At 73.0% G+C, this 24,018-nt stretch carries 19 protein-coding genes and 1 pseudogene; 14 read left to right on the top strand and 6 right to left on the bottom strand.

Going from position 1 to position 24,018, the window contains the following annotated elements; all coding sequences use genetic code 11:
- The first annotated feature begins 1 nt into the window (after position 1).
- From IE242_RS05865 to IE242_RS05815, 11 genes and pseudogenes are all read left to right on the top strand, one after another.
- Positions 2–469, top strand: coding sequence for a TraR/DksA family transcriptional regulator (locus IE242_RS05865; RefSeq protein WP_373299455.1), 468 nt, complete (start codon positions 2–4; stop codon positions 467–469).
- Positions 466–1,346: pseudogene (locus IE242_RS05860) on the top strand (rod shape-determining protein). The gene IE242_RS05865 and the pseudogene IE242_RS05860 overlap by 4 nt, the downstream one beginning before the upstream one ends.
- Before the next feature lie 312 nt (positions 1,347–1,658).
- A complete protein-coding gene (locus IE242_RS05855; RefSeq protein ID WP_189855852.1) occupies positions 1,659–2,318 on the top strand; it encodes an Rv1733c family protein in 660 nt (219 codons plus the stop codon).
- 81 nt (positions 2,319–2,399) lie between these two features.
- Positions 2,400–3,194, top strand: coding sequence for a TIGR03084 family metal-binding protein (locus IE242_RS05850; RefSeq protein ID WP_189855850.1), 795 nt, complete (start codon positions 2,400–2,402; stop codon positions 3,192–3,194).
- A gap of 32 nt (positions 3,195–3,226) precedes the next feature.
- On the top strand, positions 3,227–4,906 hold the full coding sequence (locus IE242_RS05845; protein WP_268249429.1) for an acyclic terpene utilization AtuA family protein: 1,680 nt from the start codon (positions 3,227–3,229) through the stop codon (positions 4,904–4,906).
- On the top strand, positions 4,903–6,507 hold the full coding sequence (locus IE242_RS05840) for an acyl-CoA carboxylase subunit beta (protein WP_189855848.1): 1,605 nt from the start codon (positions 4,903–4,905) through the stop codon (positions 6,505–6,507). Before IE242_RS05845 ends, IE242_RS05840 begins: the two co-directional genes overlap by 4 nt.
- Positions 6,508–6,535: 28 nt before the next feature.
- Positions 6,536–8,425, top strand: coding sequence for an acetyl/propionyl/methylcrotonyl-CoA carboxylase subunit alpha (locus IE242_RS05835; RefSeq protein WP_189856458.1), 1,890 nt, complete (start codon positions 6,536–6,538; stop codon positions 8,423–8,425).
- A complete protein-coding gene (locus IE242_RS05830) occupies positions 8,422–9,582 on the top strand; it encodes an acyl-CoA dehydrogenase family protein (protein WP_189855846.1) in 1,161 nt (386 codons plus the stop codon). Before IE242_RS05835 ends, IE242_RS05830 begins: the two co-directional genes overlap by 4 nt.
- 43 nt (positions 9,583–9,625) lie before the next feature.
- Positions 9,626–11,200, top strand: a complete 1,575-nt coding sequence (locus tag IE242_RS05825; protein WP_189855844.1) for a 4-coumarate--CoA ligase family protein — start codon at positions 9,626–9,628, stop codon at positions 11,198–11,200.
- Positions 11,197–11,931 carry an enoyl-CoA hydratase family protein gene (locus IE242_RS05820; protein WP_189855842.1) on the top strand — a complete coding sequence of 245 codons (735 nt, stop codon included), beginning with the start codon at positions 11,197–11,199 and terminating at the stop codon, positions 11,929–11,931. The genes IE242_RS05825 and IE242_RS05820 overlap by 4 nt, the downstream gene beginning before the upstream one ends.
- Positions 11,919–12,620, top strand: coding sequence for a TetR/AcrR family transcriptional regulator (locus IE242_RS05815; protein WP_229858224.1), 702 nt, complete (start codon positions 11,919–11,921; stop codon positions 12,618–12,620). Before IE242_RS05820 ends, IE242_RS05815 begins: the two co-directional genes overlap by 13 nt.
- A gap of 24 nt (positions 12,621–12,644) precedes the next feature.
- Here IE242_RS05815 and pdxH read toward each other — a convergent pair whose 3' ends face one another.
- Entirely contained in the window at positions 12,645–13,274 is a 630-nt protein-coding gene (gene pdxH, locus IE242_RS05810) for a pyridoxamine 5'-phosphate oxidase (RefSeq protein ID WP_189856456.1), read from the bottom strand.
- A 441-nt stretch (positions 13,275–13,715) separates the two neighbouring features.
- Between pdxH and IE242_RS05805 the strand changes: the two genes are divergently transcribed.
- A complete protein-coding gene (locus IE242_RS05805; protein ID WP_189855838.1) occupies positions 13,716–14,816 on the top strand; it encodes a citrate synthase 2 in 1,101 nt (366 codons plus the stop codon).
- Positions 14,817–15,091: 275 nt separating this feature from the next.
- Here IE242_RS05805 and IE242_RS05800 read toward each other — a convergent pair whose 3' ends face one another.
- On the bottom strand, positions 15,092–16,480 hold the full coding sequence (locus IE242_RS05800) for a PAS domain-containing protein (protein ID WP_189855836.1): 1,389 nt from the start codon (positions 16,478–16,480) through the stop codon (positions 15,092–15,094).
- A 183-nt stretch (positions 16,481–16,663) separates the two neighbouring features.
- The gene (locus tag IE242_RS05795) at positions 16,664–17,425 is read right to left on the bottom strand and encodes an SIS domain-containing protein (protein WP_189855834.1); all 762 of its coding nucleotides are present in this window, start codon (positions 17,423–17,425) and stop codon (positions 16,664–16,666) included.
- 469 nt (positions 17,426–17,894) lie between these two features.
- Between IE242_RS05795 and IE242_RS05790 the strand changes: the two genes are divergently transcribed.
- Positions 17,895–18,587: an iron-dependent transcriptional repressor DtxR gene (locus IE242_RS05790; protein ID WP_189855832.1), complete on the top strand. Its 693-nt coding sequence runs from the start codon at positions 17,895–17,897 to the stop codon at positions 18,585–18,587.
- An 812-nt stretch (positions 18,588–19,399) separates the two neighbouring features.
- Positions 19,400–20,383: an alpha/beta fold hydrolase gene (locus IE242_RS05785; protein WP_189856454.1), complete on the top strand. Its 984-nt coding sequence runs from the start codon at positions 19,400–19,402 to the stop codon at positions 20,381–20,383.
- Between the two features lie 153 nt (positions 20,384–20,536).
- Here IE242_RS05785 and IE242_RS05780 read toward each other — a convergent pair whose 3' ends face one another.
- The 3 genes from IE242_RS05780 to IE242_RS05770 form a co-directional block, all read right to left on the bottom strand.
- A complete protein-coding gene (locus tag IE242_RS05780; protein ID WP_189855830.1) occupies positions 20,537–22,171 on the bottom strand; it encodes a transporter in 1,635 nt (544 codons plus the stop codon).
- The gene (locus IE242_RS05775; protein WP_189855829.1) at positions 22,168–22,956 is read right to left on the bottom strand and encodes an ABC transporter ATP-binding protein; all 789 of its coding nucleotides are present in this window, start codon (positions 22,954–22,956) and stop codon (positions 22,168–22,170) included. Before IE242_RS05775 ends, IE242_RS05780 begins: the two co-directional genes overlap by 4 nt.
- 97 nt (positions 22,957–23,053) lie before the next feature.
- Positions 23,054–23,713, bottom strand: a complete 660-nt coding sequence (locus IE242_RS05770) for a bifunctional DNA primase/polymerase (protein WP_373299454.1) — start codon at positions 23,711–23,713, stop codon at positions 23,054–23,056.
- Between the last annotated feature and the right edge of the window lie 305 nt (positions 23,714–24,018).

The raw sequence follows: 24,018 nt of genomic DNA, 5'->3' as shown, positions 1-24,018 counted from the left end.
AGTGGTGAACCACCAGACCATCGGCGACCGTGACACGTACCTGGACGACCACGGCACGCACCTGGGCGACCGTGAGACGCACGTGGACGACCACGGCACGCACCTGGACGACCGCGCCGTACGCCTGTCGCCCGAGGATCTCGCCGCGCTCCAGGAGAACCTGCGCGAACAGCGCCTGTTCCGGCAGGAGCAGCTGCGGCAGATCGCCGCGGCGCCCCGGGCCGAGGAACTGCTCCGGCGGCGGTCCGCCGGGCAGGCCGAGGTCCACGTCAAACTCGCCGCCTCCGCGCGCATGGTCCTCGCCGACGTGGAAGCGGCGCTGCGGCGCATCGCCGAGGGCAGTTACGGCAGCTGCCACCTGTGCCGGCGGCCCGTCGACCGCGAACGCCTGATGATCGTGCCGCAGGCCCGCTACTGCGCACCGTGCCAGCAGGCGCGGTACCGGCGGACGGGGGAGGCCGGACGATGACCGTCCTGCGCCGCCCCCGGGCCGCCACCACCTCCGCCACCTCCACCACCGGACGCCGGTACCGCCACTGGCACCGGCACCGGCACCGGCCCTGGCCCCTGTGCCGGCAGTGCTGCGGCCTCGCCCTCGACATGGGCAGCGCCCGCACCCGCGCCTGGATCGCCGGCCGCGGAATGATCCTCGACGTGCCCACGGTCACCTTCCCCGGCGCGCTCCACCCCATCCAGCGCGGCGCCATCGTCGACATCCCGGGAACGGCCCGGCTGCTCGACCGGCTGCGCTCGGCCACCGCCTGCCGCGCCTCACCCGCCCCCTGGTGGTGGTCACCACGCCCGTACTGGACGTGCCCACTTACCGGGAGCGGGCCCGCACCGCCCTGGAGGTGCTGCGCCCGCACGGCGTCCTGACCGTCCCCGCCACCCGGGCCATAGCGCTGGCGGCCAACGCCGACCTCACCCGGCCGCTGCTCGTGGTGGACATCGGTGCCCACCTCACCGAGGTGGTGCTGCTCGCCGACGGCGCCGTCTGCGACGCCCGTCGCGCCGCCCTGGGCACCACCGACCTCGGGAGCGCCGCCACCTCGGAGGGGATCAGCGAGGCGATCGGCACCATGATCACCTCGATGCTCCGGCAGGACCGTACGTCCCTCACCGCGGACGCCCTGAGCCGGGGCGCCCTCCTGGCCGGCGGCGGCGCCCTGCGCCCGGACATCACCTGGCGGCTCACCGGCAGCCTGGGGGCGCCCATGCGTGCGGTACCCGCGCCGCACACCGCCGCGATCCGGGGCGCCGCCAGGATGCTGCAGTCCGCGCACTCCCACCCTTCGGCCACGGGAGTCTCCCCGCCGGGTACCGGCAGAGGCTCGCCACCCCGCTGAGGCCCGGCTGAGGCCCCGCTGAGAGAGCCCCGCTCAACGCCCCCTTGAGCCCCGTCCCCACCCTCCCCGCCACGGCCGGTGCCGTCCCCACCGGCCTTGGCGGGCCCACTGGCCGTGCCGTCCCCACCCGCCGTGGCGGGCCCACCGGCCGTGGCGGGCCCACCGGCGTGCGGGCCCCGGATCCGGCCGACCCGCCACGCGCTCTCCGGCCGACCCGCCACGCGCTCTCCGGCCGACCCACCACGCGCGCCCCGGTCGCCCTGACGCACGCTCCTCGGTCGCCCTGAGAGGAAGCCTGAAAGGAAGATCACCGTGTCCGGTGAGGTACCCCCCGCACAGCCACCACCCCCACCACCCCCACCACCCCTCACTCCCGACCACCATGAGCTGGTGCGCCCCCGGCCGCTGTGGCGCTGGCGGCGCAATGCGCTGCGTCGGCCCACCGACCGTCTGCAGGGCTGGATCACGCTCGGACTGCTGCTCGTCGTGCCGACGCTGGCCATCGCGGCCATGTTCGGCGTGGGCGACACCGCCTACCGGTACTACCGCTCGACGGCCGAGCAGCAGGCGCAGACCCGGCACCACACCACCGCGGTCCTCGTCCACGACGCCCCCCGCCACCCGGAACCCGGGTCCGCCGAGGCGAAGCAGACCCGTTACCCGGTGACGGTCCGCCTCGTCGCCCCGGACGGACAGATCCGCACCGGGGAGACCGACGTGCTGCCCGGGTTGCCCGCGGGCAGCACCGTCCGCGTCTGGGCCGACAGGCACGGCACCCTCACCGAACCGCCCCTGACCACCGAGGAGATCCGCAGCCGCGCCATGGGCTGGGCACTCATCACCTTCATGGTCGTCGCCCTCGCCGGCGCCGCCGCCAATGGTGCCGTCGCCCTGGTGCTGCGCCGACGCAACCTCGCCGAATGGGACGCGGACTGGGCCGACACCGCGCCGCGCTGGACCACCTCGCCATGACGGGCGCCCGGACGGAGCGCGCGCCATAAATACATGCAAGCATGCTTGCTTGTTTCTTGGTTCGCTGCCATGCTCCCAGCCATGGCCGACCCGACGCCCGTGCTCGACGACCTGCGTGCCGAAAGCGACGAACTCGACCAGCTGGTCCGGGCGTTGACGCCGGACCGTTGGACACTCCCGACCCCCGCCGCCCGCTGGACCGTGGCCCACCAGATCGCCCACCTGGCCTGGACCGATCACTCGGCCCTGGTCGCCGTGACCGACGAGGACGGGTTCCGGGTACTCGTGGAACAGGCCCTCGCCGCTCCCGACTCCTTCGTCGACCAGGGCGCCGAGCAGGCCGCCCGGCTGCCGCCCCCCGAACTGCTCGCGAAGTGGCGGGAGGGCCGCGCCTCCCTCGACAAGGCACTGCGCGCCGCACCGCCGGGCGCCCGCTTCCCTTGGTACGGCCCACCCATGTCGGCCGCCTCCATGGCCACCGCCCGGCTCATGGAGACCTGGGCCCACGGCCTGGACATCGCTGACGCCCTCGGTGTGGTGCGCGCACCCACTGACCGGCTGAGGCATGTGGCCCGCATCGGGGTGCGGGCCCGGGACTACGCGTACGCGGTGCGCGGACTCACCCCGCCCACCGAGGAGTTCCGCGTCGAACTCGTCGGCCCGGACGGCGACGTGTGGACGTACGGCCCCGAGGACGCGGCCCAACGCGTCACCGGCCCGTCCCTCGACTTCTGCCTCCTGGTCACCCAGCGGGCGAACCGCGCCGACCTCGACCTGCGCCCGGTGGGCACCGACGCCGACCACTGGCTGGACATCGCCCAGGCCTTCGCGGGCCCACCGGGACCCGGGCGGCCTCCGAAGGGAGCCGCACAGTGACCTCGCCGCGCCCAGTGACCCCACGGACGGAGATCTTGCGCATCGGCAACGCCTCCGGCTTCTACGGCGACCGCTTCGACGCGATGCGCGAGATGCTCACCGACGGCCCGCTCGATGTCCTGACCGGTGACTACCTCGCCGAGCTGACCATGCTCATCCTCGCCCGGGACCGGCTGAAGGACCCCTCGGCCGGATACGCCCGCACCTTCCTGCGGCAGCTGGAGGAATGCCTCGGGCCGGCCCACGAGCGCGGGGTCCGGATCGTCACCAACGCCGGCGGGCTGAACCCGGCCGGACTCGCCGACGCCGTACGGTATCTGGCCGACCGGCTCGGCATCCCCGTACGCGTCGCACACGTCGAGGGCGACGATCTGACCGCGGCCCACCCGGGCAGCCTCGCCGCGCACGCCTACCTCGGCGGGTTCGGCATCGCCGCCTGTCTGCGCGAAGGCGCGGACGTGGTCGTCACCGGGCGGGTCACCGACGCCGCCCTGGTCACCGGGCCCGCCGCCGCGCACTTCGGCTGGGGTCCCACGGAGTACGACCGGCTCGCGGGCGCCGTCGTCGCCGGGCACGTCCTGGAGTGCGGGGCGCAGGCCACCGGCGGCAACTACGCCTTCTTCCACGAGGGCGACGTACGGCGGCCCGGCTTCCCGCTCGCCGAGATCCACGCCGACGGCAGTTGCGTGATCACCAAGCACGACGGCACCGGCGGTTTCGTCGACGTCGGCACGGTGACCGCCCAGCTGCTGTACGAGACGGCCGGCGCCCGGTACGCGGGACCCGACGTCACCGCCCGGCTGGACACCGTACGGCTCACACAGGAGGGGCCCGACCGGGTGCGCGTCGAGGGTGTGCGGGGGGAGGCACCGCCGCCCACCCTCAAGGTCGGCGTCAACCGGCTCGGCGGCTTCCGCAACGAGGTGACCTTCGTCCTCACCGGGCTCGACATCGAGGAGAAGGCGGCGCTCGTGCGGCAGCAGATGGGGGACGCGCTGGCCGAGTCACCGCCCACCGAGGCGCGCTGGGACCTGGTCCGCACGGACAGGCCCGACGCCGAGACCGAGGAGATGGCCAGCGCCCTGCTGCGACTGGTCGTACGGGACGCGGATCAGCAGGTCGTCGGACGGCCGCTGAGCGGGGCCGCCGTGGAACTCGCACTGGCCGGCTACCCCGGCTTCCATGTGCTCGCACCACCCGGCAAGGGCGCTCCCTATGGGGTCTTCGAGGATGTGTACGTCCCCCATAGCGCTGTGACCCATGTGGCCGTCCTCCACGACGGACGCCGTATCCCTGTGGACCCGCCCAAGGCGTCCGCCGCACCGGCCGCACTGCAGGAGGTGTCGGGACCACCACTGCCCGAGCCCCCGCCCCCAGGCCCCACCATCCGCGCCCCCCTCGGCCTCCTGGCCGGCGCCCGCAGCGGCGACAAGGGCTGCAACGCCAACGTCGGGGTGTGGGTCCGGACGGACGATGCCTGGCGGTGGCTGGTGCACGAGCTGACGGCCGACCGGTTCCGGCAGCTGATCCCCGAGAGCCGCGACCTGCCCGTCACCCGGCACGTGCTCCCCAACCTCCGAGCCCTGAACTTCGTCGTCGAGGGGATCCTCGGCGCGGGAGTGGCCTCCCAGGCCCGCTTCGACCCGCAGGCCAAGGCCCTCGGCGAATGGCTCCGCTCCCGCCACTCGGACATACCGGAGATCCTCCTGTGACGGTCCTTTCCTCCTCCCTGGACACCACCGGCCCCGGCCCCGACTACGCGGCCCGCCGCGAGGCCATGCTCGCCAAGCTCGCCGCACTGGACGCCGAGCACGCCAAGGCCCTGGCGGGCGGCGGCGAGAAGTACATCGCCCGGCACAGGAAGCGCGGCAAGCTGCTCGCCCGCGAGCGGATCGAGCTCCTCCTCGACCCGGACACGCCCTTCCTGGAGCTGTCTCCGCTCGCCGCCTGGGGCAGCGAGTACGCGGTCGGGGCGTCCCTCGTCACCGGCATCGGCGTCGTCGAGGGCGTCGAGTGTCTGATCACCGCCAACGACCCCACCGTACGCGGCGGCGCCAGTAACCCCTGGACCCTGTGGAAGGCCCTGCGCGCCAATGACATCGCCCTCGCCAACCGGCTCCCCTGCATCAGCCTGGTCGAGTCCGGAGGCGCCGATCTGCCCTCCCAGAAGGAGATCTTCATCCCGGGCGGCGCGCTCTTCCGCGACCTCACGCGCCTCTCCGCCGCCGGCATCCCCACCATCGCGGTCGTGTTCGGGAACTCCACCGCCGGCGGCGCGTACGTCCCCGGCATGTCCGACCACGTGATCATGGTCAAGGAGCGGGCGAAGGTGTTCCTCGGCGGGCCGCCACTCGTCAAGATGGCGACCGGCGAGGAGAGCGACGACGAGTCCCTGGGCGGCGCCGAGATGCACGCGCGCGTGTCGGGCCTCGCCGACCACTTCGCCGTCGACGAGCACGACGCCCTCCGCCAGGCCCGGCGCGTCGTCGCCCGCCTCAACCACCGCAAGGCGCACCCCGACCCGGGCCCCGCCGCACCCCCCAAGTACGACGAGGACGAACTCCTCGGCATCGTCCCCGGCGACCTGCGCACCCCCTTCGACCCGCGCGAGGTGATCGCCCGGATCGTCGACGCCTCCGACTTCGACGAGTTCAAGCCGCTGTACGGGACGAGCCTGACGACCGGCTGGGCGGAGCTGCACGGCTACCCGGTCGGCATCCTCGCCAATGCCCAAGGTGTGCTGTTCAGCGCGGAGTCGCAGAAGGCGGCCCAGTTCATCCAGCTCGCCAACCAGCGCGACATCCCGCTCCTGTTCCTGCACAACACCACCGGCTACATGGTGGGCAAGGAGTACGAGCAGGGCGGCATCATCAAGCACGGCGCCATGATGATCAACGCGGTGTCCAACTCCACCGTCCCCCACCTGTCCGTGCTCATGGGCGCCTCCTACGGAGCGGGCCACTACGGCATGTGCGGGCGGGCGTACGACCCGCGCTTCCTGTTCGCCTGGCCCAGCGCCAAGTCCGCCGTTATGGGCCCGCAGCAGCTCGCCGGCGTGCTGTCGATCGTCGCCCGGCAGTCCGCGGCCGCGAAGGGACAGCCGTACGACGAGGAGGGCGACGCCGCGCTGCGCGCCATGGTGGAGCAGCAGATCGAGTCCGAGTCCCTGCCGATGTTCCTGTCCGGGCGGCTGTACGACGACGGGGTCATCGACCCGCGCGACACCCGCACCGTCCTCGGCCTGTGCCTGTCCGCCATCCACACCGCGTCCTACGAGGGTGCGCGGGGCGGCTTCGGCGTCTTCCGGATGTGAGGGACCACCGATGACCGAGGGACCAATGATGATCACTTCTGTCCTCGTCGCCAACCGGGGAGAGATCGCCTGCCGTGTCTTCCGCACCTGCCGCGAACTGGGCATCCGTACGGTCGCGGTGCACTCGGACGCCGACGAGAACGCCCTCCACGCGCGCGTGGCTGACGCGGCGGTACGGCTGCCCGGGGTGACGCCCGCTGAGACGTATCTGCGCGGCGACCTGATCGTGAAGGCCGCCATGGACGCGGGCGCGGACGCCGTGCACCCCGGCTACGGCTTCCTGTCGGAGAACGCCGGCTTCGCGCGTGCCGTCCTGGACGCGGGAATGGTCTGGATCGGACCGCCCCCGGCCGCGATCGAAGCCATGGCGTCCAAGACGCGCGCGAAGCAGCTGATGGGCATCGAGCCGCTCGGGGACGGCGAGGTCGCCGAGGCCGATCTGCCGGTGCTGGTGAAGGCCGCCGCGGGCGGTGGCGGGCGCGGTATGCGGATCGTACGGCGGCTGGCGGACCTCGACGCCGAGCTGACGGCCGCGCGCGCGGAGGCCGCGAGCGCGTTCGGGGACGGTGAGGTGTTCGTCGAGCCGTACGTCGAGGGCGGGCGGCATGTGGAGGTGCAGATCCTCGCCGACACGCACGGCACCGTCTGGGCGCTCGGCACCCGCGACTGCTCCCTCCAGCGCCGCCACCAGAAGGTGATCGAGGAGGCCCCCGCGCCCGGCCTGCCGCCCGCGCTCCTCGACGAACTGCACGACATGGCCGTACGCGCCGCCCGCGCGGTCAGCTACGTGGGGGCGGGCACCGTCGAGTTCCTCGTCGCGGACCACCCGGCGACCGGACCGAAGGCCCACTTCCTGGAGATGAACACCCGCCTCCAGGTCGAGCACCCCGTCACCGAGGCGGTCTTCGGTATCGACCTGGTCGCCGAGCAGGTCCGTGTCGCCGAGGGCCACGCTCTCGAGAAGGAACCCCCGCGCGCGCGGGGCCACGCCGTCGAGGCCCGCCTGTACGCCGAGGACCCGGGCCGCGACTGGGCCCCGCAGACCGGCCGCCTGCACCGCCTCGCCGTCCCCGGCGTCCGCCTGGACACCGGCTACACGGATGGCGACCACATAGGCGTCCACTACGACCCGATGATCGCCAAGGTGGTCGTCCACGCCCCCACGCGCGCGGAGGCGCTGCGCAGACTCGCCGGTGCCCTGGAGCGGGCGGCGGTCCACGGGCCGGTCACCAACCGGGACCTCCTCGTCCGCTCCCTGCGGCACGAGGAGTTCACCGCCGGCCGCATGGACACCGGTTTCTACGACCGGCACCTGCCGGCGCTGACGGCGCCGCACGCCGACCCGCACGCACCCCTGGCCGCAGCCCTCGCCGACGCCCACGCCCACGCCCACGACCACGCGCGTCCGCGCTCCCGCTTCGGCGGCTGGCGCAACGTCCCCTCGCAGCCGCAGGTCAAGCGCTACGCCATGGCGGGCGAGGAGCACGAGGTCCACTACCGCCACACCCGCCAGGGCCTCACCGCCGACGGCGTCCGCGTCGTCCACGCCGACGCCCGCCTGGTCGTCCTCGAAGTCGACGGCGTGCGGCGGAAGTACGAGGTCGCCCGGTACGGAACCAAGGTGTACGTGAACGCCACCGAGCTCACCGCCCTGCCCCGCTTCCCCGAGCCCACGGACCGGCAGGAGCCCGGCTCCCTGCTCGCCCCGATGCCCGGCACGGTCGTCCGCGTCGCCGACGGCCTCGCCGAGGGCGCCCGGGTCGAGGCCGGACAGCCGCTGCTGTGGCTGGAGGCGATGAAGATGGAGCACCGGATCTCCGCCCCGGCCGCGGGCACGCTCACCGTTCTGCACGCAGTCCCGGGACAACAGGTCGAGGTCGGCACCCTGCTGGCCGTCGTACAGGAGGAGATCTCATGACGTCCGTCGTCGAAACCGACGAGCACAAGGCCCTCCGCGCGGCCGTCGCCGCCCTCGGCGCGCGCTACGGCCGCGACTACATCCGCCGCACCGTGGCCGCCGGAGCCCACCCCGACGAACTCTGGGCCGAGGCCGCCAAGCTCGGCTACCTCGGCGTCAACCTGCCCGAGGAGTACGGCGGCGGAGGCGGCGGCATCAGCGAGCTCTCCATCGTGCTGGAGGAGCTGGGGGCCGCCGGCTCCCCGTTGCTGATGCTGGTCGTCTCGCCCGCCATCTGCGGCACCGTCATCGCCCGTTTCGGCACCGAGGAGCAGAAGCGGGCCTGGCTGCCCGGACTCGCCGACGGCAGCCGCCTCATGGCCTTCGGCATCACCGAACCCGACGCCGGATCCAACTCCCACCGCATCACCACCACCGCCCGCCGCGACGGCACCGACTGGCTGCTCACCGGCCGCAAGGTCTTCATCTCCGGCGTCGACCAGGCCGACGCCACGCTGATCGTCGGCCGCACCGAGGACGCGCGCACCGGCCGTCTCAAGCCCTGCCTGTTCATCGTCCCGCGCGACGCCGAGGGCTTCGGGCGGCGCCCCATCGACATGGAGCTGCGCGCCGCGGAGAAGCAGTTCGAGCTCACCCTCGACGACGTACGGCTGCCTGCGGACGCCCTCGTGGGCGACGAGGACGCGGGCCTGCTCCAGCTCTTCGCCGGACTCAACCCCGAGCGGATCATGACGGCGGCCTTCGCCATCGGCATGGGGCGCTACGCGCTCGCGCGCGCCGTCGAGTACGCCCGTGACCGCACCGTGTGGAGAACTCCCATAGGTGCCCACCAGGCCATCGCCCACCCCCTGGCCCAGTCCCACATAGAGCTCGAGATGGCCCGGCTGATGATGCAGAAGGCCGCCCACCTGTACGACTCCGGGGACGACATCGGCGCGGGCGAGGCCGCCAACATGGCCAAGTACGCGGCCGGGGAGGCCTGTGTGAAGGCCGTCGACCAGGCGGTGCACACCCTCGGCGGCAACGGCCTGACCAACGAGTTCGGGCTCGCCTCGCTCATCACGGCGGCGCGCGTGTCCCGTATCGCCCCGGTGAGCCGGGAAATGATCCTCAACTACGTCTCGCACCAGACCCTGGGCCTGCCCAAGTCGTACTGATCAACGGGCTGCCCGCCGCAGCCGGTCACCGCAGGAGGAACCGATGTTCCGCAGCGAGTACGCAGACGTCCCGGCCGTGGACCTTCCCATCCACGAAGCCGTTCTCGGCGGCGCCGCCGAACACGGCGACACACCGGCCCTGATCGACGGCGTCGACGGCACCACCCTCACGTACGGACAACTGGACCACTTCCACCGGCGGCTGGCGGCCGCGTTCGCCGAGGCGGGAGTCCGCAAGGGCGACGTCCTCGCCCTGCACAGCCCCAACACGATCGCCTTCCCGCCCGCCTTCTACGCCGCCACGCGCGCGGGTGCCTCGGTCACGACCGTGCACCCGCTCGCCACGGCCGACGAGATGGCCACCCAGCTCACCGACGCCGGCGCCCGCTGGCTCGTGACCGTCTCCCCGCTGCTGGAGACCGCCCGCACGGCCGCCGGACGCGCGGGCGGCATACGCGAGATCCTCGTCTGCGACAGCGCCCCGGGGCACCGCTCGCTGATCGACCTGCTCGCCACCACCGCGCCCGAGCCGCAGGTCGACATCGCCCCCGCCGAGGACATCGCGGTACTGCCGTACTCCTCCGGCACGACCGGCGTCCCCAAGGGCGTGATGCTCACCCACCGGTCCATCGCCACGAACCTCGCTCAGCTCGACCCGATGGTCACCGGCGGACCCGGTGACCGCATCCTCGCCGTCCTGCCGTTCTTCCACATCTACGGCCTCACCGCCCTGATGAACGCCCCGCTCAGACGCGGGGCCACCGTCGTCGTCCTGCCGCGGTTCGACCTGAACACCTTCCTGGCCGCCATCGAGACGCACCGCATCACCGGCCTGTACGTGGCCCCGCCGATCGTCCTCGCCCTCGCCAAGGACCCGGCGGTCGCCCAGTACGACCTGTCGTCCCTGGAGTACATCCTCAGCGCGGCCGCCCCCCTCGACGCGGCCCTGGCGGCGGCCTGCGCCGAACGGCTCGGCCTGCCGCCCATCGGCCAGGGCTACGGCATGACCGAACTGTCGCCCTGTACCCACGTCGTGCCCGTGGACGCGGACGCGGCCCGGTCCGCCCCTCCCGGGACCGTCGGGAAGCTCGTCGCGGGCACCGAGATGCGGATCGTGTCCCTGGACGACCCGTCCGAGGACGTGCCCGTCGGGGAACCCGGTGAGGTGCTCATCCGCGGCCCCCAGGTCATGAAGGGCTACCTGGGCCGCCCGGACGCCACCGCCGCCATGATCGACGGTGGGGGCTGGCTGCACACCGGCGACGTCGGCCACGTGGACGCCGACGGCTGGCTCTTCATCGTCGACCGCGTCAAGGAGCTGATCAAGTACAAGGGCTTCCAGGTAGCCCCGGCCGAGCTGGAGGCCCTGCTGCTCACCCACCCCGGTATCGCCGACGCCGCTGTGATCGGCACCTACAACGACGACGGGAACGAGGTGCCGCACGCACATGTGGTCCGCCAAGCGACCGCGAAGGACCTCTCCGAGGGGGACGTCATGACGTACGTGGCCGAGCGCGTCGCTCCGTACAAGCGCGTCCGCCGCGTCACCTTCGTCGACGCCGTCCCCCGCGCCGCCTCCGGCAAGATCCTCCGCCGGCGGCTGAGGGAGCGGTCATGACGTTCGTGGGCCGCACACGCGCGCGTGCCGTGGAGATCCTCAGCCTGGACTCGCCGCACAACCGCAACGCCCTGTCCGCCGCGCTCGTCGGGGAACTGGCCGACGCGCTCACCGGCTGCGGCGAGGACCGCGACGTCCGGGCGGTGGTCCTCACCCACACCGGCACCACCTTCTGCGCGGGCGCCGACCTGCGCGACCCGCCGCACCCCGACGCGCTGGTCGGCCTCCTCCGGCAGATCGTCGAACTGCGCAAACCCGTCGTCGCCCGGGTCACCGGGCACGTCCGCGCGGGCGGCCTCGGCCTGCTCGCCGCCTGCGACATCGCCGCCGCCTCCACCGACTCCACCTTCGCCTTCACCGAGGTCCGCATCGGCGTGGCCCCCGCCGTCATCTCACTGCCGCTGCTGCCCCGCACCGATCCGCGCGCCCTGGCGCGGTACTACCTCACCGGCGAGCGCTTCGACGCCGCCGAGGCGGCCCGCATCGGCCTGGTCACGGCGGCCGGTGACGACGTGGACGACGTGCTCGCCCCCGTCCTGGACGGTCTGCGCCGGGCCTCCCCCCAGGGCCTGGCCGAGACCAAGCGGCTGCTCACGGCTAGGGTTCTGGAGACCTTCGACCGGGACGCGGAGAACCTGACCGCGCTCTCGGCCCGGCTGTTCTCCTCCGCGCAGGCCCGCGAGGGGATGACGGCCTTCCTCGAACGACGGGATCCGGGATGGACGGTGTGAGCGACACGGCCACGGCCGAACCGCGGCTCAAGGCGGCGCGCGCGGGACAGGAGCGGGGGCCCAAGCAGGACCGCAGCCGCGCCACCCACAGGCGCCTCCTCGAAGCCGCCGTGGCCTGCCTCGCCGAACACGGCTGGGCGGGCTCCACGGTCTCCGTCGTCGCCGAACGCGCCGGTGTCTCCCGGGGCGCCGCCCAGCATCACTTCCCCACCCGCGAGGACCTGTTCACCGCGGCCGTCGAGTACGTCGCCGAAGAGCGCTCCGTGGCCCTGCGCGCCCTCTTCCCCGAGGGCGCCGAGGGAGCTGGGGGAGCGGAGGGCGCTGGGGGAGCCGAGGGAGCCGGGAACGGCGGGGTCACCGGCCGCCCCGCCGTGGTCGCCGCCCTGGTCGACCTCTACACCGGCCCGCTCTTCCGCGCCGCCCTGCACCTGTGGGTCGCCGCCTCCAACGAGGACCAGCTGCGCCCCCGGGTCACCGAACTGGAGGCCCGCGTCGGCCGCGAGACCCACCGCATCGCCGTCGAGCTGCTCGGCGCCGACGAGTCCGTGCCCGGCGTGCGCGAGACCGTGCAGGGCCTCCTGGACATGGCCCGCGGCCTGGGCCTCGCCAACCTCCTCACGGACGACGCGGGCCGCCGCGACCGGGTCGTCGCCCAGTGGGCCGTACTCCTGGACGAGGCGCTGGGCTGACGCCCCGGGGCGTACCGCGCGCGGTCAGGGACTGAGCCGCTCCACCCGCCACGACCCGTCCGGCTCCGCCACGTACCGCAGCCGGTCGTGCAGCCGGTTCTGCCGCCCCTGCCAGAACTCCACCGTCCGCGGCGCGATCCGGAAGCCGCCCCAGTTCGGGGGCACGGGCACCTGTTCGCCCTCCGGGTAGCGGCCGTGCAGGTCCTCGTACACCAGATCCAGCTGCGCCCGTGAGTGGATGACCGACGACTGTTCGCTGGCCCACGCGCCCAGCTGTGATCCGTGCGGCCGGGTGCGGAAGTACGCCGCCGTCTCGTCCCGTCCCGTACGGCGTGCCGTGCCGGAGACGATCACCTGCCGGGCGATCGCGTGCCAGGGGAAGAGCAGCGAGACGTACGGGTTCTCCGCCAGATCACGGGCCTTGCGGGAGCCGTAGTTGGTGTAGAAGACGAAGCCCCGCTCGTCGTAGGCCTTCATCAGCACCGTACGGGAGCTCGGCCGTCCGGAGGCGTCCGCGGTGGAGACGACCATCGCGTTGGGCTCGAACACCGCCCCCTCGGCCGCGGCCTGCCGGAACCAGCGCTCGAACTGTGCCATGGGATGTCCGGCGAGCTCGCTCTCGTCCAGCCCCTCGGCCCGGTACTGCTTGCGCATCGCGGCCGGGTCCGGAACGGTGAGGTGAGACGGCGGGGGGACGGGATCGCGGTCGGTCACATGGTCATCCTGCCGTATGCGCCCCCGCGCGCGCGGTGGGTGTCCTTCATCACTACCTGGCACTCAGTGCCGCGGAGACTCCCCAAAGGTGGCACTCGGGGATATCGTTCTGCACCCGTGCAGTTGGATGACCGCCGACCGCACGGGGCATCACCGGAGTACCGCATCGGACCGCGAGTCCCGCGACGACCGCGGAACCGGTCGGCACCCGCCCGCTTCAGACCACCGATCCAGGTCATCACGGACCGCACCAACCCCCGCAGCAGCGTCCCTCGAAGCACCACCTCACGAAGCGTCACTCGCCACTTCCCACAGCACCACCCGCTTCACAGCACCACCCCCACCCCACAAGCTGTCGCACACATCATGAGGAGCCGCTTGATGTCCGACTTCGTAGCCGGGCTCGAAGGAGTCGTCGCGTTCGAAACGGAGATCGCCGAACCCGACAAGGAGGGCGGCGCACTCCGGTACCGGGGCGTCGACATCGAGGATCTGGTCGGCCATGTCTCCTTCGGCAACGTCTGGGGCCTGCTGGTGGACGGCGCCTTCAACCCCGGTCTGCCGCCCGCCGAACCGTTTCCCATTCCCGTCCACTCCGGCGACATCCGCGTCGACGTCCAGTCCGCCCTCGCCATGCTCGCGCCCGTCTGGGGCCTCAGGCCGCTTCTCGACATCGACGAGGAACAGGCCCGCGAGGACCTCGCCCGCGCCGCCGTGATGGCGCTGTCGTACGTCGCCCAGTCCGCGCGCGGGCAGGGCCTGCCCATGGTGCCGCAGCGCGAGATCGACAAGGCGCGGTCCGTCGTCGAGCGCTTCATGATCCGCTGGCGCGGCGAGCCCGACCCCAAGCACGTGGCCGCCGTGGACGCGTACTGGACGAGCGCCGCCGAGCACGGCATGAACGCGTCCACGTTCACCGCGCGCGTGATCGCGTCGACGGGTGCCGACGTGGCCGCCGCGCTGTCCGGTGCCGTGGGCGCGATGTCCGGCCCCCTGCACGGCGGCGCCCCCTCGCGCGTCCTCGGCATGATCGAGGAGATCGAGCGCACCGGGGACGCCGAGGCCTACGTCAAGGGCGCCCTCGACCGGGGCGAGCGCCTCATGGGCTTCGGCCACCGTGTCTACCGCGCCGAGGACCCGCGCGCGCGTGTGCTGCGCCGTACCGCCCGTGAGCTGGGCGCGCCCCGGTTCGAGGTCGCCGAGGCCCTGGAGAAGGCGGCGCTGGAGGAGCTCCACAACCGCCGCCCCGACCGTGTCCTCGCCACCAACGTGGAGTTCTGGGCGGCCATCGTCCTGGACTTCGCCGAGGTCCCCGCGCACATGTTCACGTCGATGTTCACCTGCGCCCGCACCGCCGGCTGGTCGGCGCACATCCTGGAACAGAAGCGCACCGGCCGCCTGGTCCGCCCCTCCGCGCGGTACGTCGGCCCCGGCTCCCGGGACCCGCGCGAGATCGCGGGCTACGAGGACATCGCCGGCTGACACCGGCCGGTACCGGGCACACACACAGACGACCCGCAGGCCCTGGTCCGCGCCTCACGGCGCGGAGCCGGCCGGACGTACCGGCGAGCCTGCGGGTCGGGTGACTGCTTGGGATTGGGCCGGCTGCGCGCCTGTCTCACGCGCTGGTCCGGCACCGCACTCGGTGTGGTGACGGGCCGCTAGCCCGCAGCCACCTCACGCGTCCGGGTTTCACTCATTTACCCGATCACCTCCCTTCTGTGTACGCGACACCTTAAGAAGGATCCCCGCGCCGCTCAACCGAATTTTCCGAGCAGCATCGCCAGATCCAGTGCCCCCGCGATGCGGGTCGCGACATCCTCCGCGTACACGGCGTCGGCGCGCTCGAACCGGGTGCGGCCCGCGGCACGGAGGAACGTCACCACGCCGAGGGCACGGCCCCGGCTGCGCAGCACCGCGCACAGCGCGTGCACCGTGTCCGCGGGCCACTGGCGGGCGGCGGCCCACTCGCGGTCGGCCTCCGGGCCGGCCCCGGCCGCGTCGGCCCGTACGGACCCGGCGCGCTCGACGCACTGGAGGGCGGGGTGGCCCTCGGCGTAACGGACCGGAACGCCGGCATGGCCGGTGAGCCGGCTCGGACCGGGGGCGCCGGTGGGTGTGGCGGCGACGCGCACGAGCCGTACGGGGACGTCGTCGCCCGCCGCGGGATCGCGCCCCACCACGCGGTCGATCAGCGCATGGTCGGCGAAGCCCGCGAGGGCGTAGTCGAGATGGACGGTGACGGCCTCCACGGGGTCCTCGCACTCGGCGGCGGCGCGGGCGGCCCGGTGCAGCTGGTTGGTGCGGAAGCGGAGCTGGGACGCCTCCTGCTCGGTCTGCCGGGCCTCGGTGACGTCCTGGAAGAGCCAGCCGACGCCGAGGGGGACGGGCTCCTCCGCGAGCGGTGAGGCGAGGCGCAGGAAGCCGCTGCGCCAGCAGCGCCGCCGCTCGCCCTCGGGGGCGCGGACCCCCACCCACAACTCGGCGGGGGCGGGCGGTGCTCCCTCGGCGAGGACATGGGTCAGGACGCTCTCCAACTCCTCCACGCCCTGGGTGAGCAGTTCACCCAGCGGGCGCCCGAGGACGGCCGTGCGCCCGATGCCGAACGCGCTCGCCGCGTGGGCGTTGACGACGGCGGGCCGCAGATCGGCGTCGACGAGGACGACGCCCCAGCTCGCGTCCTCGAACAGCGCCTCGCTGAGGGCGATCGACCGCTCCAGGTCGATCTGCGCGTGCACCTCGCTGAAGGCGCAGTAGACACCGGCGGGCTTGCCGTCCGGTCCCCGTACGGCCGCGGACTGGGTGCGGACGAGGACGCGTCCGCCCTCCTTGGTGAGCAGCGCGAACTCGTGGACCTGGCGCCCGGGCGCGTGCATGGCGGACATCAGCCGCGCCTCGACCTCCGCGGCGTCCGCGGTCCGTACGGCCCAGCCCGCGAAGCCCTGGCGGCCGACCGCCTCGGCGGCGGACCAGCCGAGGATGCGTTCGGCCTCGCGGTTCCAGTGGGTGACCGTGCCGTGGGCGTCGAAGGCGCACAACGCGGCGTCCATGCCGTCGAGCAGCGCGGCCAGCAGATCGGACCCGTCGCGCTCGGGCTCTTCCGGCCCGAGTTCGTCCGTGGCCCCACTACGCCGGGAAGCACTCACCTGAACCCCCTGCAGGCTGTGTCCGCACGTTCGGCGCGGCGGCGGTTCGCTCCTTCGCAATCATTCAACTTGAACGTGACTCAGCCCACAGCGGGTTCCCGCAAGATTGAAGGAAATCGTTGTACGCCGGTTGTCCGCAGGATTTCGGCCTCACGAACCTTGTGCGGACCCCTGGCGGGGTGCTCAGCGCCCGTGCCGGTAGAAGATCCGGTCCCCGTACTCGCGCAGCACGCGCGCGTTCCAGTCGTGCCCGCCGTCCACGTTGCCGGAGCGCAGGAGCGGGGGCTCGATGCCGCGGTCGGCGAGGGAGCCCGCCGCCGTGGCCATGACCGCCTGGAGAAGGGCGGTCGTGACGACGGTGGAGGCGGGGGCGAAGGGAGCCGCCACACCGTCGGCGGTGAGCTCCGCGTCCCCCGGGGCGATCTTGGAGTCCAGGACGAGGTCGCAGTGGTCCTTGAGGAAGGTCCCGGACCCGTGCCGTGACGTCGTCCGCGCGGCGTACGCCACCGAGGTCACGCCGATGACCTTCACGCCCAGCGCGCGGGCGTTCAGCGCCATCTCGACAGGGAGGGGATTGCGGCCCGACAGGGAGATGACCACGAGGAGGTCGCCGGCGCGCACCGGGCTGGTGTCCAGGACGGCGCTCGCCAGCCCGTCGACCCGCTCCAGCGCGGAGCCGAGCGTCGCGGGGACCACGTCGACGCCGACCACGCCCGGGACCGCGAGGAGGTTCATCAGGGCGAGGCCGCCCGCGCGGTAGACGACGTCCTGGGCCGCCAGCGAGGAGTGGCCGGCGCCGAAGGCGAAGAGCCGGCCGCCGTCGGCCACGGTGTCGGCGATCAGGGTGCCGGCCGCCGCGACGGACTCCGCCTCCTCGTCGCGCACCCGCCGCAGCAGCTCCGCCGCCGCGTCGAAGAACTGCTCCGCCAGCGTGCTGTCGCCCATCCGGATGGGTCCTTCCGACATCGGTGCGTCCCGTCGTGTCGCGGATCACGTTGCGGTCTGGACCAGTGCGCTGTCAATACGTCCGGATCGGCGGCGGCACGACGCGCGCGCGGGCACGGCCGGAGCGGGGCGCGATCCTGCCCCGTACGACGGTGGATCCCGCACCGTACGAGCAACGGGCCCGCACCGTACGGCCGCGCAGATTGGCGCGGACCCATCCCGTACAGGTGTACGGTCGGATGGGCTCGGACGCGATACGGCGATCCCGTGACCGGCACCGTGACCACGGCGGCCACGGCTCGGAGCCCGGCCGCGGCGGTGACCGTGCCGGCGGCGTGACTTCGGTCGGTGACCCCGTGCTCCCCACGGCGCGGCACGGTTGTCAGTGGTATCCGGCAGAATTGAATGCAGGGCCAGCGCACACGCCGGGGAGCCGTCGAGCCCTCGGCAATCTCATCGAGGGGCACGTATGTCCGGACTGATCGACACGACGGAGATGTATCTCCGCACCATCCTCGAACTGGAGGAGGAAGGTGTGGTCCCGATGCGCGCCCGGATCGCCGAACGGCTCGACCAGAGCGGTCCGACGGTCAGCCAGACGGTCGCGCGCATGGAGCGCGACGGTCTGGTGTCGGTCGCCCCGGACCGCCACCTGGAGCTCACGGAGGAGGGGCGCAGGCTGGCCACGCGCGTGATGCGCAAGCACCGCCTCGCCGAGTGCCTGCTCGTCGACGTGATCGGCCTGGAGTGGGAGCAGGTGCACGCGGAGGCCTGCCGCTGGGAGCACGTGATGAGCGAGGCCGTGGAGCGCAGGGTGCTGGAGCTGCTGCGCCACCCGACCGAGTCGCCGTACGGGAACCCGATCCCGGGCCTGGAGGAGCTGGGCGAGAAGGGGAGCGCGGACCCGTTCCTGGACGAGGGCATGGTGTCGCTGGCCGATCTCGACCCGGGCCTGGAGGGCAAGACGGTCGTGGTGCGGCGCATCGGCGAGCCGATCCAGACGGACGCGCAGCTGATGTACACGCTGCGGCGGGCGGGCGTGCAGCCGGGTTCCGTGGTCAGCGTGACGGAGTCGGCGGGCGGAGTGCTGGTGGGCAGCGGCGGCGAGGCGGCGGAGCTGGAGACGGAGGTCGCCTCCCACGTGTTCGTCGCCAAGCGCTGACCCATCGCACCGTCAACGCACGGGGCATGGATCTGTCCACTGCTCAGACACCGGATCACCGCCCCGCCGGTACCCCCTCGGCGCCGTGCCCGGACCGGGCGTCACGGCCGCCGCCTGCGAGGTCGCCCCGGGCGCAGGTAACTGCTGCGGCCGCAGCGGCAGTTGTGACGCGTCGGCGGCCGGATCTGACCCAAGATTCAGTACGCCGAATCGCAGCGCTCCGGGCGTTCGCATGCGAGGCTTGCGCATGAGGCATATGACCGAGGACTCTTGGCCGCCCGCGGCAGCGGTGTCCCGGTGGCCGGAGAGGGGGCGGGATGATGTGCCGCGCAGACGTGGAAGGGCCCCGGCGCCCTGCGGCGCCGGGGCCTGTCCTCCCCTGTGCTGACCCGGAGCCCCGAGCTCTCAGGGTCATTCCCCTCGGACCGTTTTCCCCGAGCGGTCCGCCCCCCGCTGAAGATCTCCCCTCGGCGGCGGCGGGCAATCCTTGAGAGGGGTCACTCGAATGAGGGGTGTTGCCGCCAGGAACACCACTTTCGAATATCCATTCGATAGCGTAGGGGTGCCTGGGTGAGGGCACTCTGCGTGCGCGGTCGGCGCGGTCGCCGGAGCGGGAGGCGGGCGCCGGGGGGTGCGCACGTCACGCACAGCACGGGGAGCGCGCCGTGTATCACCGGGCGTCCGCCGGCACGGGAACGGGCGGCGCGCACAGCAAGACATCAAGCAGGAGCAGCAGAGCGACAGCGGTGAGGAAGACCGGACCGGCCGGCTCGAGCGGGAGCGTGCGGTCCGAGCGGAGCCTGGGGGTGCCAATGGTGCGGCGCATCGACGTGACGGGAGCGGGCGGTCTGCGTCTCGCTGCCTGGGAGTTCGCCGACCCTCCCAAGGCGGATCCGCCGGGGGTGGATCTGCCGGGGACGGGCGGCCGGGACGACCCCGACGGGATCGGTACGCCGGGAGAGTCAGGGACCGGCGCCGGCGGGACGGCGCGGGCGCCGGGCGTGCTGTTACTGCATGGCCTGATGGGCCGTGCCTCGCACTGGGCGTCCACCGCCCGCTGGCTCTCCGAGCGGCACCGCGCCGTCGCGCTCGACCAGCGCGGTCACGGCCAGAGCGCCAAGCCGGTGGACGGCGAGTACACGCGCGAGGCGTACGTCGACGACGCCGCGGCGGCCCTCGAACAGCTCGGCCTCGCCCCGGCCATCGTCATCGGCCACGCCATGGGCGCGCTGACCGCCTGGCAGCTCGCCGCGAAGCATCCGGAACTGGTGCGCGGGCTGATCATCTGTGACATGCGGGCCTCCGCGCTGGGCGCTGCCTCGCAGCGCGAGTGGGAGAGCTGGTTCAGCGCCTGGCCCCTGCCCTTCGCCACACTGGCCGACGTCCGCAAGTGGTTCGGCGAGGACGACCCCTGGGTGGAGCGCCGCAATCCCGCCCGCGGTGAGTTCTACGCCGAGGTCATGCACGAGTGCCCGGACGGCTGGCGCCCCGTCTTCGCCCCCGAGCTGATGCTCAGGTCCCGCCAGGCATGGGTGTACGACGCCCACTGGGAGGAACTCGCCCAGGTCCGCTGCCCGACGCTCGTCGTGCGCGGCCTCGACGGCGAGCTGGGCCGCGCCGAGTCCCAGGAGATGGTCCGCGTCCTGCCCCGCGGGGAGTACGCGGAGGTCGCCGAGGCCGGCCACCTCGTCCACTACGACCAGCCGGAGGCCTGGCGCACGGCCATCGAACCGTTCCTGGACAGCCTCCGCGACCCCTGGGGCCTGGACGACTCGCAGGAAGAACCGCAGGAATAGCACGGTGCGTCCGCGGAGACCGGGATCGCCGGCTCGAGCACGGCGCCCTCACCGCGCTGTGCCCCGCCCCGGACACCGTCAGACTCCCCTGCGGCCCTGGTCGCCCCCCTCACCCCTTGGGCCGACCTCCTCCCAGCCCCTTGCCGGCGCTCCTCAGCCCTTGCTGACCGCCGCCAGTATCTCCGGCAGCCGCGCGGACGTCCGCGGAGCGGCCAGCCGCAGCCCGAGCACCCCGACGGCCGCCCCGTACGCGCTGCCCAGCGGCAGCAGCAGCCAGGTCCAGTCACCGCCGCCCGGCGACACATGCAGCCAGATGACCAGGGCGATGACGGGCAGGCACAGCAGGGCGGCCGCCACCATGCCGCCGAAGATCGAGATCCAGGCGAGGCCCGCCTGACCGGGGGCGACGTTCTTGTAGCCCTCCTGCGGGATGGAGTACGGAAAACGGGCCGAGGACCAGGCGCCGGTGCCCAGCATCGCGCCGAGCAGCGCGAAGGACAGGCCCAGCGCCTCCGGCAGCGCGGCCCAGTCGCCGAGCAGCGCGGTGGTCAGGACGGTCACGAACGTCGCGTACGGCAGCGTGATCACCAGCAGGGCGAGCGCCCGCCCGCGCAGCTCCACGTATGCGTCCCGGGGCGAGGAGATGGTCAGCGCGACCATCCAGAAGGCCGAGGTGTCCTGCCCGAACTGGTTGTACATCTGGATCCCCAGCATCCCGGCGGCGAAGCACGCGAAGTAGATCGAGCCGGTGCCCTGCAGGGCGTTGAAGACCGGCACGATCAGGCCGATCGCCAGCGAGGTCACCCACGCCGCCTTGGTCTTCGGGTCGCGCCACACGTACCGCAGGCTGCGCTCCATGATGGTGCCGGTACGGCCGTGGGGGAGGAGGCGGCCGAGCCCCGCCGAGCGCGACCGGTCCCGCGCGCCCCGCTCCGCGGACGGCAGGGTCGAGCCGTCCGGCGAGGTCATCAGCCGGGTCAGACTGCGCGACCACAGGGCCAGCAGCCCCGCCAGGGCCAAGGCACTCAGGGCGAGCCGGGCCGCGCCACCGGCGTACGCCCCCTCGCTCACCGCGTCCACCCCGGCGATCACCGATGCGGGCGGCACCCAGCCCAGGACGTCCGTCACCGGGTCGAGCCGGCCGAGCCCGGCCGAACCGAGCCGCTGTGCCCCGAAGTTGACGATCTGGGCACCGATCGCGATCACCAGACCGCTGAGCACGGCGAGGTCGCGGCCCTTACGGCTGCTCAGCAGGCGGATGTTGGCGGCGGCCACGGCCCGCGCGAGCGCCACGCACACCAGCAGCCCCAGCGGAACGGCGACCACGGACACGGCGTACGCGGCCGCCCCGCGCGCCACCGCGATCGACGAACCGACCAGCAGGCACAGCGTGAACAGCGGCCCCGCGCCCACCAGGGACGCCACCAGCAGCGCCCGCACCAGAGGGCGCGGGCGCAACGGCAGCATCACCAGGCGGGTCGGGTCCAGAGTCTCGTCGCCGCTCGGGAAGAACAGCGGCATCACGGCCCAGCCGAGGGCCAGCAAGGCCGTCAGCAGCACGGTGACCGAGGCGGCGTGCGCGTGGCCGCGCAGCGCGACCAGGCCGAGCAGCAGCAGGGCGGCGAACAGCAGCACGAGGGCGACGGAGGCGGCGTACGCGGCGCGCCGCCCGGCCGACTGCCGCAGCCCGTTGCGCAGCAGGGACAGCTTGAGCCGTACGAAGACGGGTGTCATCGAGCGCACCGGGGCCCTCCCCGGCCGCTCGCGCGCGGGAGTGGCCGTCCTCATCGCGGGCCGCCGCCCAGCCAGTCCAGATCCGTACCGGCGTCCCGGCCGCCCGCCCCCACCAGTTCCAGGAACGCCCGCTGGAGCGAGGGCGCGTCGCCCCGTACCTCCGCGAGCGGGCCGTGCGCGCGGATGCGGCCCGCGGCCATGACGGCCACCCAGTCGCACAGCGACTCGACCAGTTCCATGACGTGGGAGGAGAAGACGACGGTGGCGCCCGACGCGGTGTACCGCTCCAGGACGCCGCGGATGGTCTGGGCCGAGACCGGGTCGACGCCCTCGAACGGCTCGTCCAGGAAGAGGATCTCGGGATTGTGGAGGAGCGCCGCGGCGAGACCGATCTTCTTGCGCATGCCCGTCGAGTAGTCGACGACGAGCTTGTGCCGGGCACCGGCGAGGTCGAGGACGTCGAGGAGCTGGGCGGCGCGCTGGTCGACCTCGGTCCCGGGCAGGCCGCGCAACCTGCCCGTGTAGGTGAGGAGTTCCCACCCGGAGAGCCGTTCGAAGAGTCTGAGTCCTTCGGGGAGGACACCGATGCGGGCCTTGACCTCGGCCGGGTCCCGCCATACGTCGTGCCCCACGACCTCGACCGTGCCCTGGTCGGGGCGGAGCAGACCGGTGAGCATCGACAGGGTGGTCGTCTTGCCCGCCCCGTTCGGCCCGACCAGGCCGATGAAGCGGCCCGCGGGCAGCTCCAGGTCGATGCCCGCGACGGCGACCTGATCCCCGAACCGCTTCCACAGGCCCCGCACGCGTACGGCCGACGCGCCTGCTGAACCCTCAGTCATGCGATCACGATACGAGGGCCCGCCGGCATCCGGTGGTGTTACGGCTGCCGACCCTCGCGGAACGCGCCGCTCCCGTCCCTCGTGCCGGGCCGGGCGGTCAGCGCCGTCCGTCCCGCCCGCAGGCGTACGCCAGCGGGGAGATGATCTCCTCCGCGTCCGGCAGCCAGCGGTTCGCCGCGGTGGGGCGGCGCGCCCACTGCACGGGACCCCGGGACCCGTACCGCGTCGGCGGTGCCGCCACGTACGCGCCCTCGCCGAGCGCGGTCAGGTCGAGGGACAGCGGGGACCAGCCCAGCTTCCGTACGAGATCGGGGACCTTCGCCGAGGCGCCGGGCAACACGAAGAACTGCATACGCCGGTCCGGTGTCCAGGTCACCGGGCCGAGCGTGAGATCCATCCGCTCCATCCGGGCCAGCGCGAGGAGCCCGGCGGTCTCGGGGACGTCGAGCGCGTCGAAGGCGTGTCCGGTCGGCAGCAGGATGGACGCGGCCGGCTGCTCGGACCACATCCGGCGCGCGACGGTCGCGCTGCCCGTCGCCTGGGCCGCCCAGTCCTCGCGCGCGGGGTGCGCGCCGGGGGTGGCGCAGGCCGGCTGATCGCAGGAGCACCGCTGCACCCCGTCGACGGCTTCCAGCCAGGTCCCGGGGAACACGTCCCAGTGGCGTTCTTCGGCGTAACGTGCGGCGGCTTCCACAAGCGATTCGCCGCGCTGCATCGGAATCTGGGCAGTATCGGGGCCCGCGATGGTCTCTTCCACGATGAACACAACTCTAGCTGCCAGCAGGGGTTACGGATGTCGCGTGCGCGGGGGAGGAGCATCCCTTCGGTGTCCGGGGCGCATGGGTGCACATGTGGGGGCGCGCGGGAGGAAGAGCGGCAGACGCTGGGTAACCACGTGTGGGGGACGGTAGCCGCCTTTACCCCGGCAAACCTCGTATGTCTCGCATTCTCGGTATGTCCGCGGGGCATTGATCTTCACGCCCGGATCCCTTCGGTGCGTACGGCGGTGAGAGACGCGGGTGCCCGCCGGGTGCCGCCGACCAGGGACCAGCCGCTGAAGGA

The organism is Streptomyces poonensis, from assembly GCF_014650915.1.
Classification (GTDB): domain Bacteria; phylum Actinomycetota; class Actinomycetes; order Streptomycetales; family Streptomycetaceae; genus Streptomyces; species Streptomyces poonensis.
Note: the sequence above shows the minus strand (reverse complement) of the source record. Positions and strands in the feature narration are given on the sequence as shown.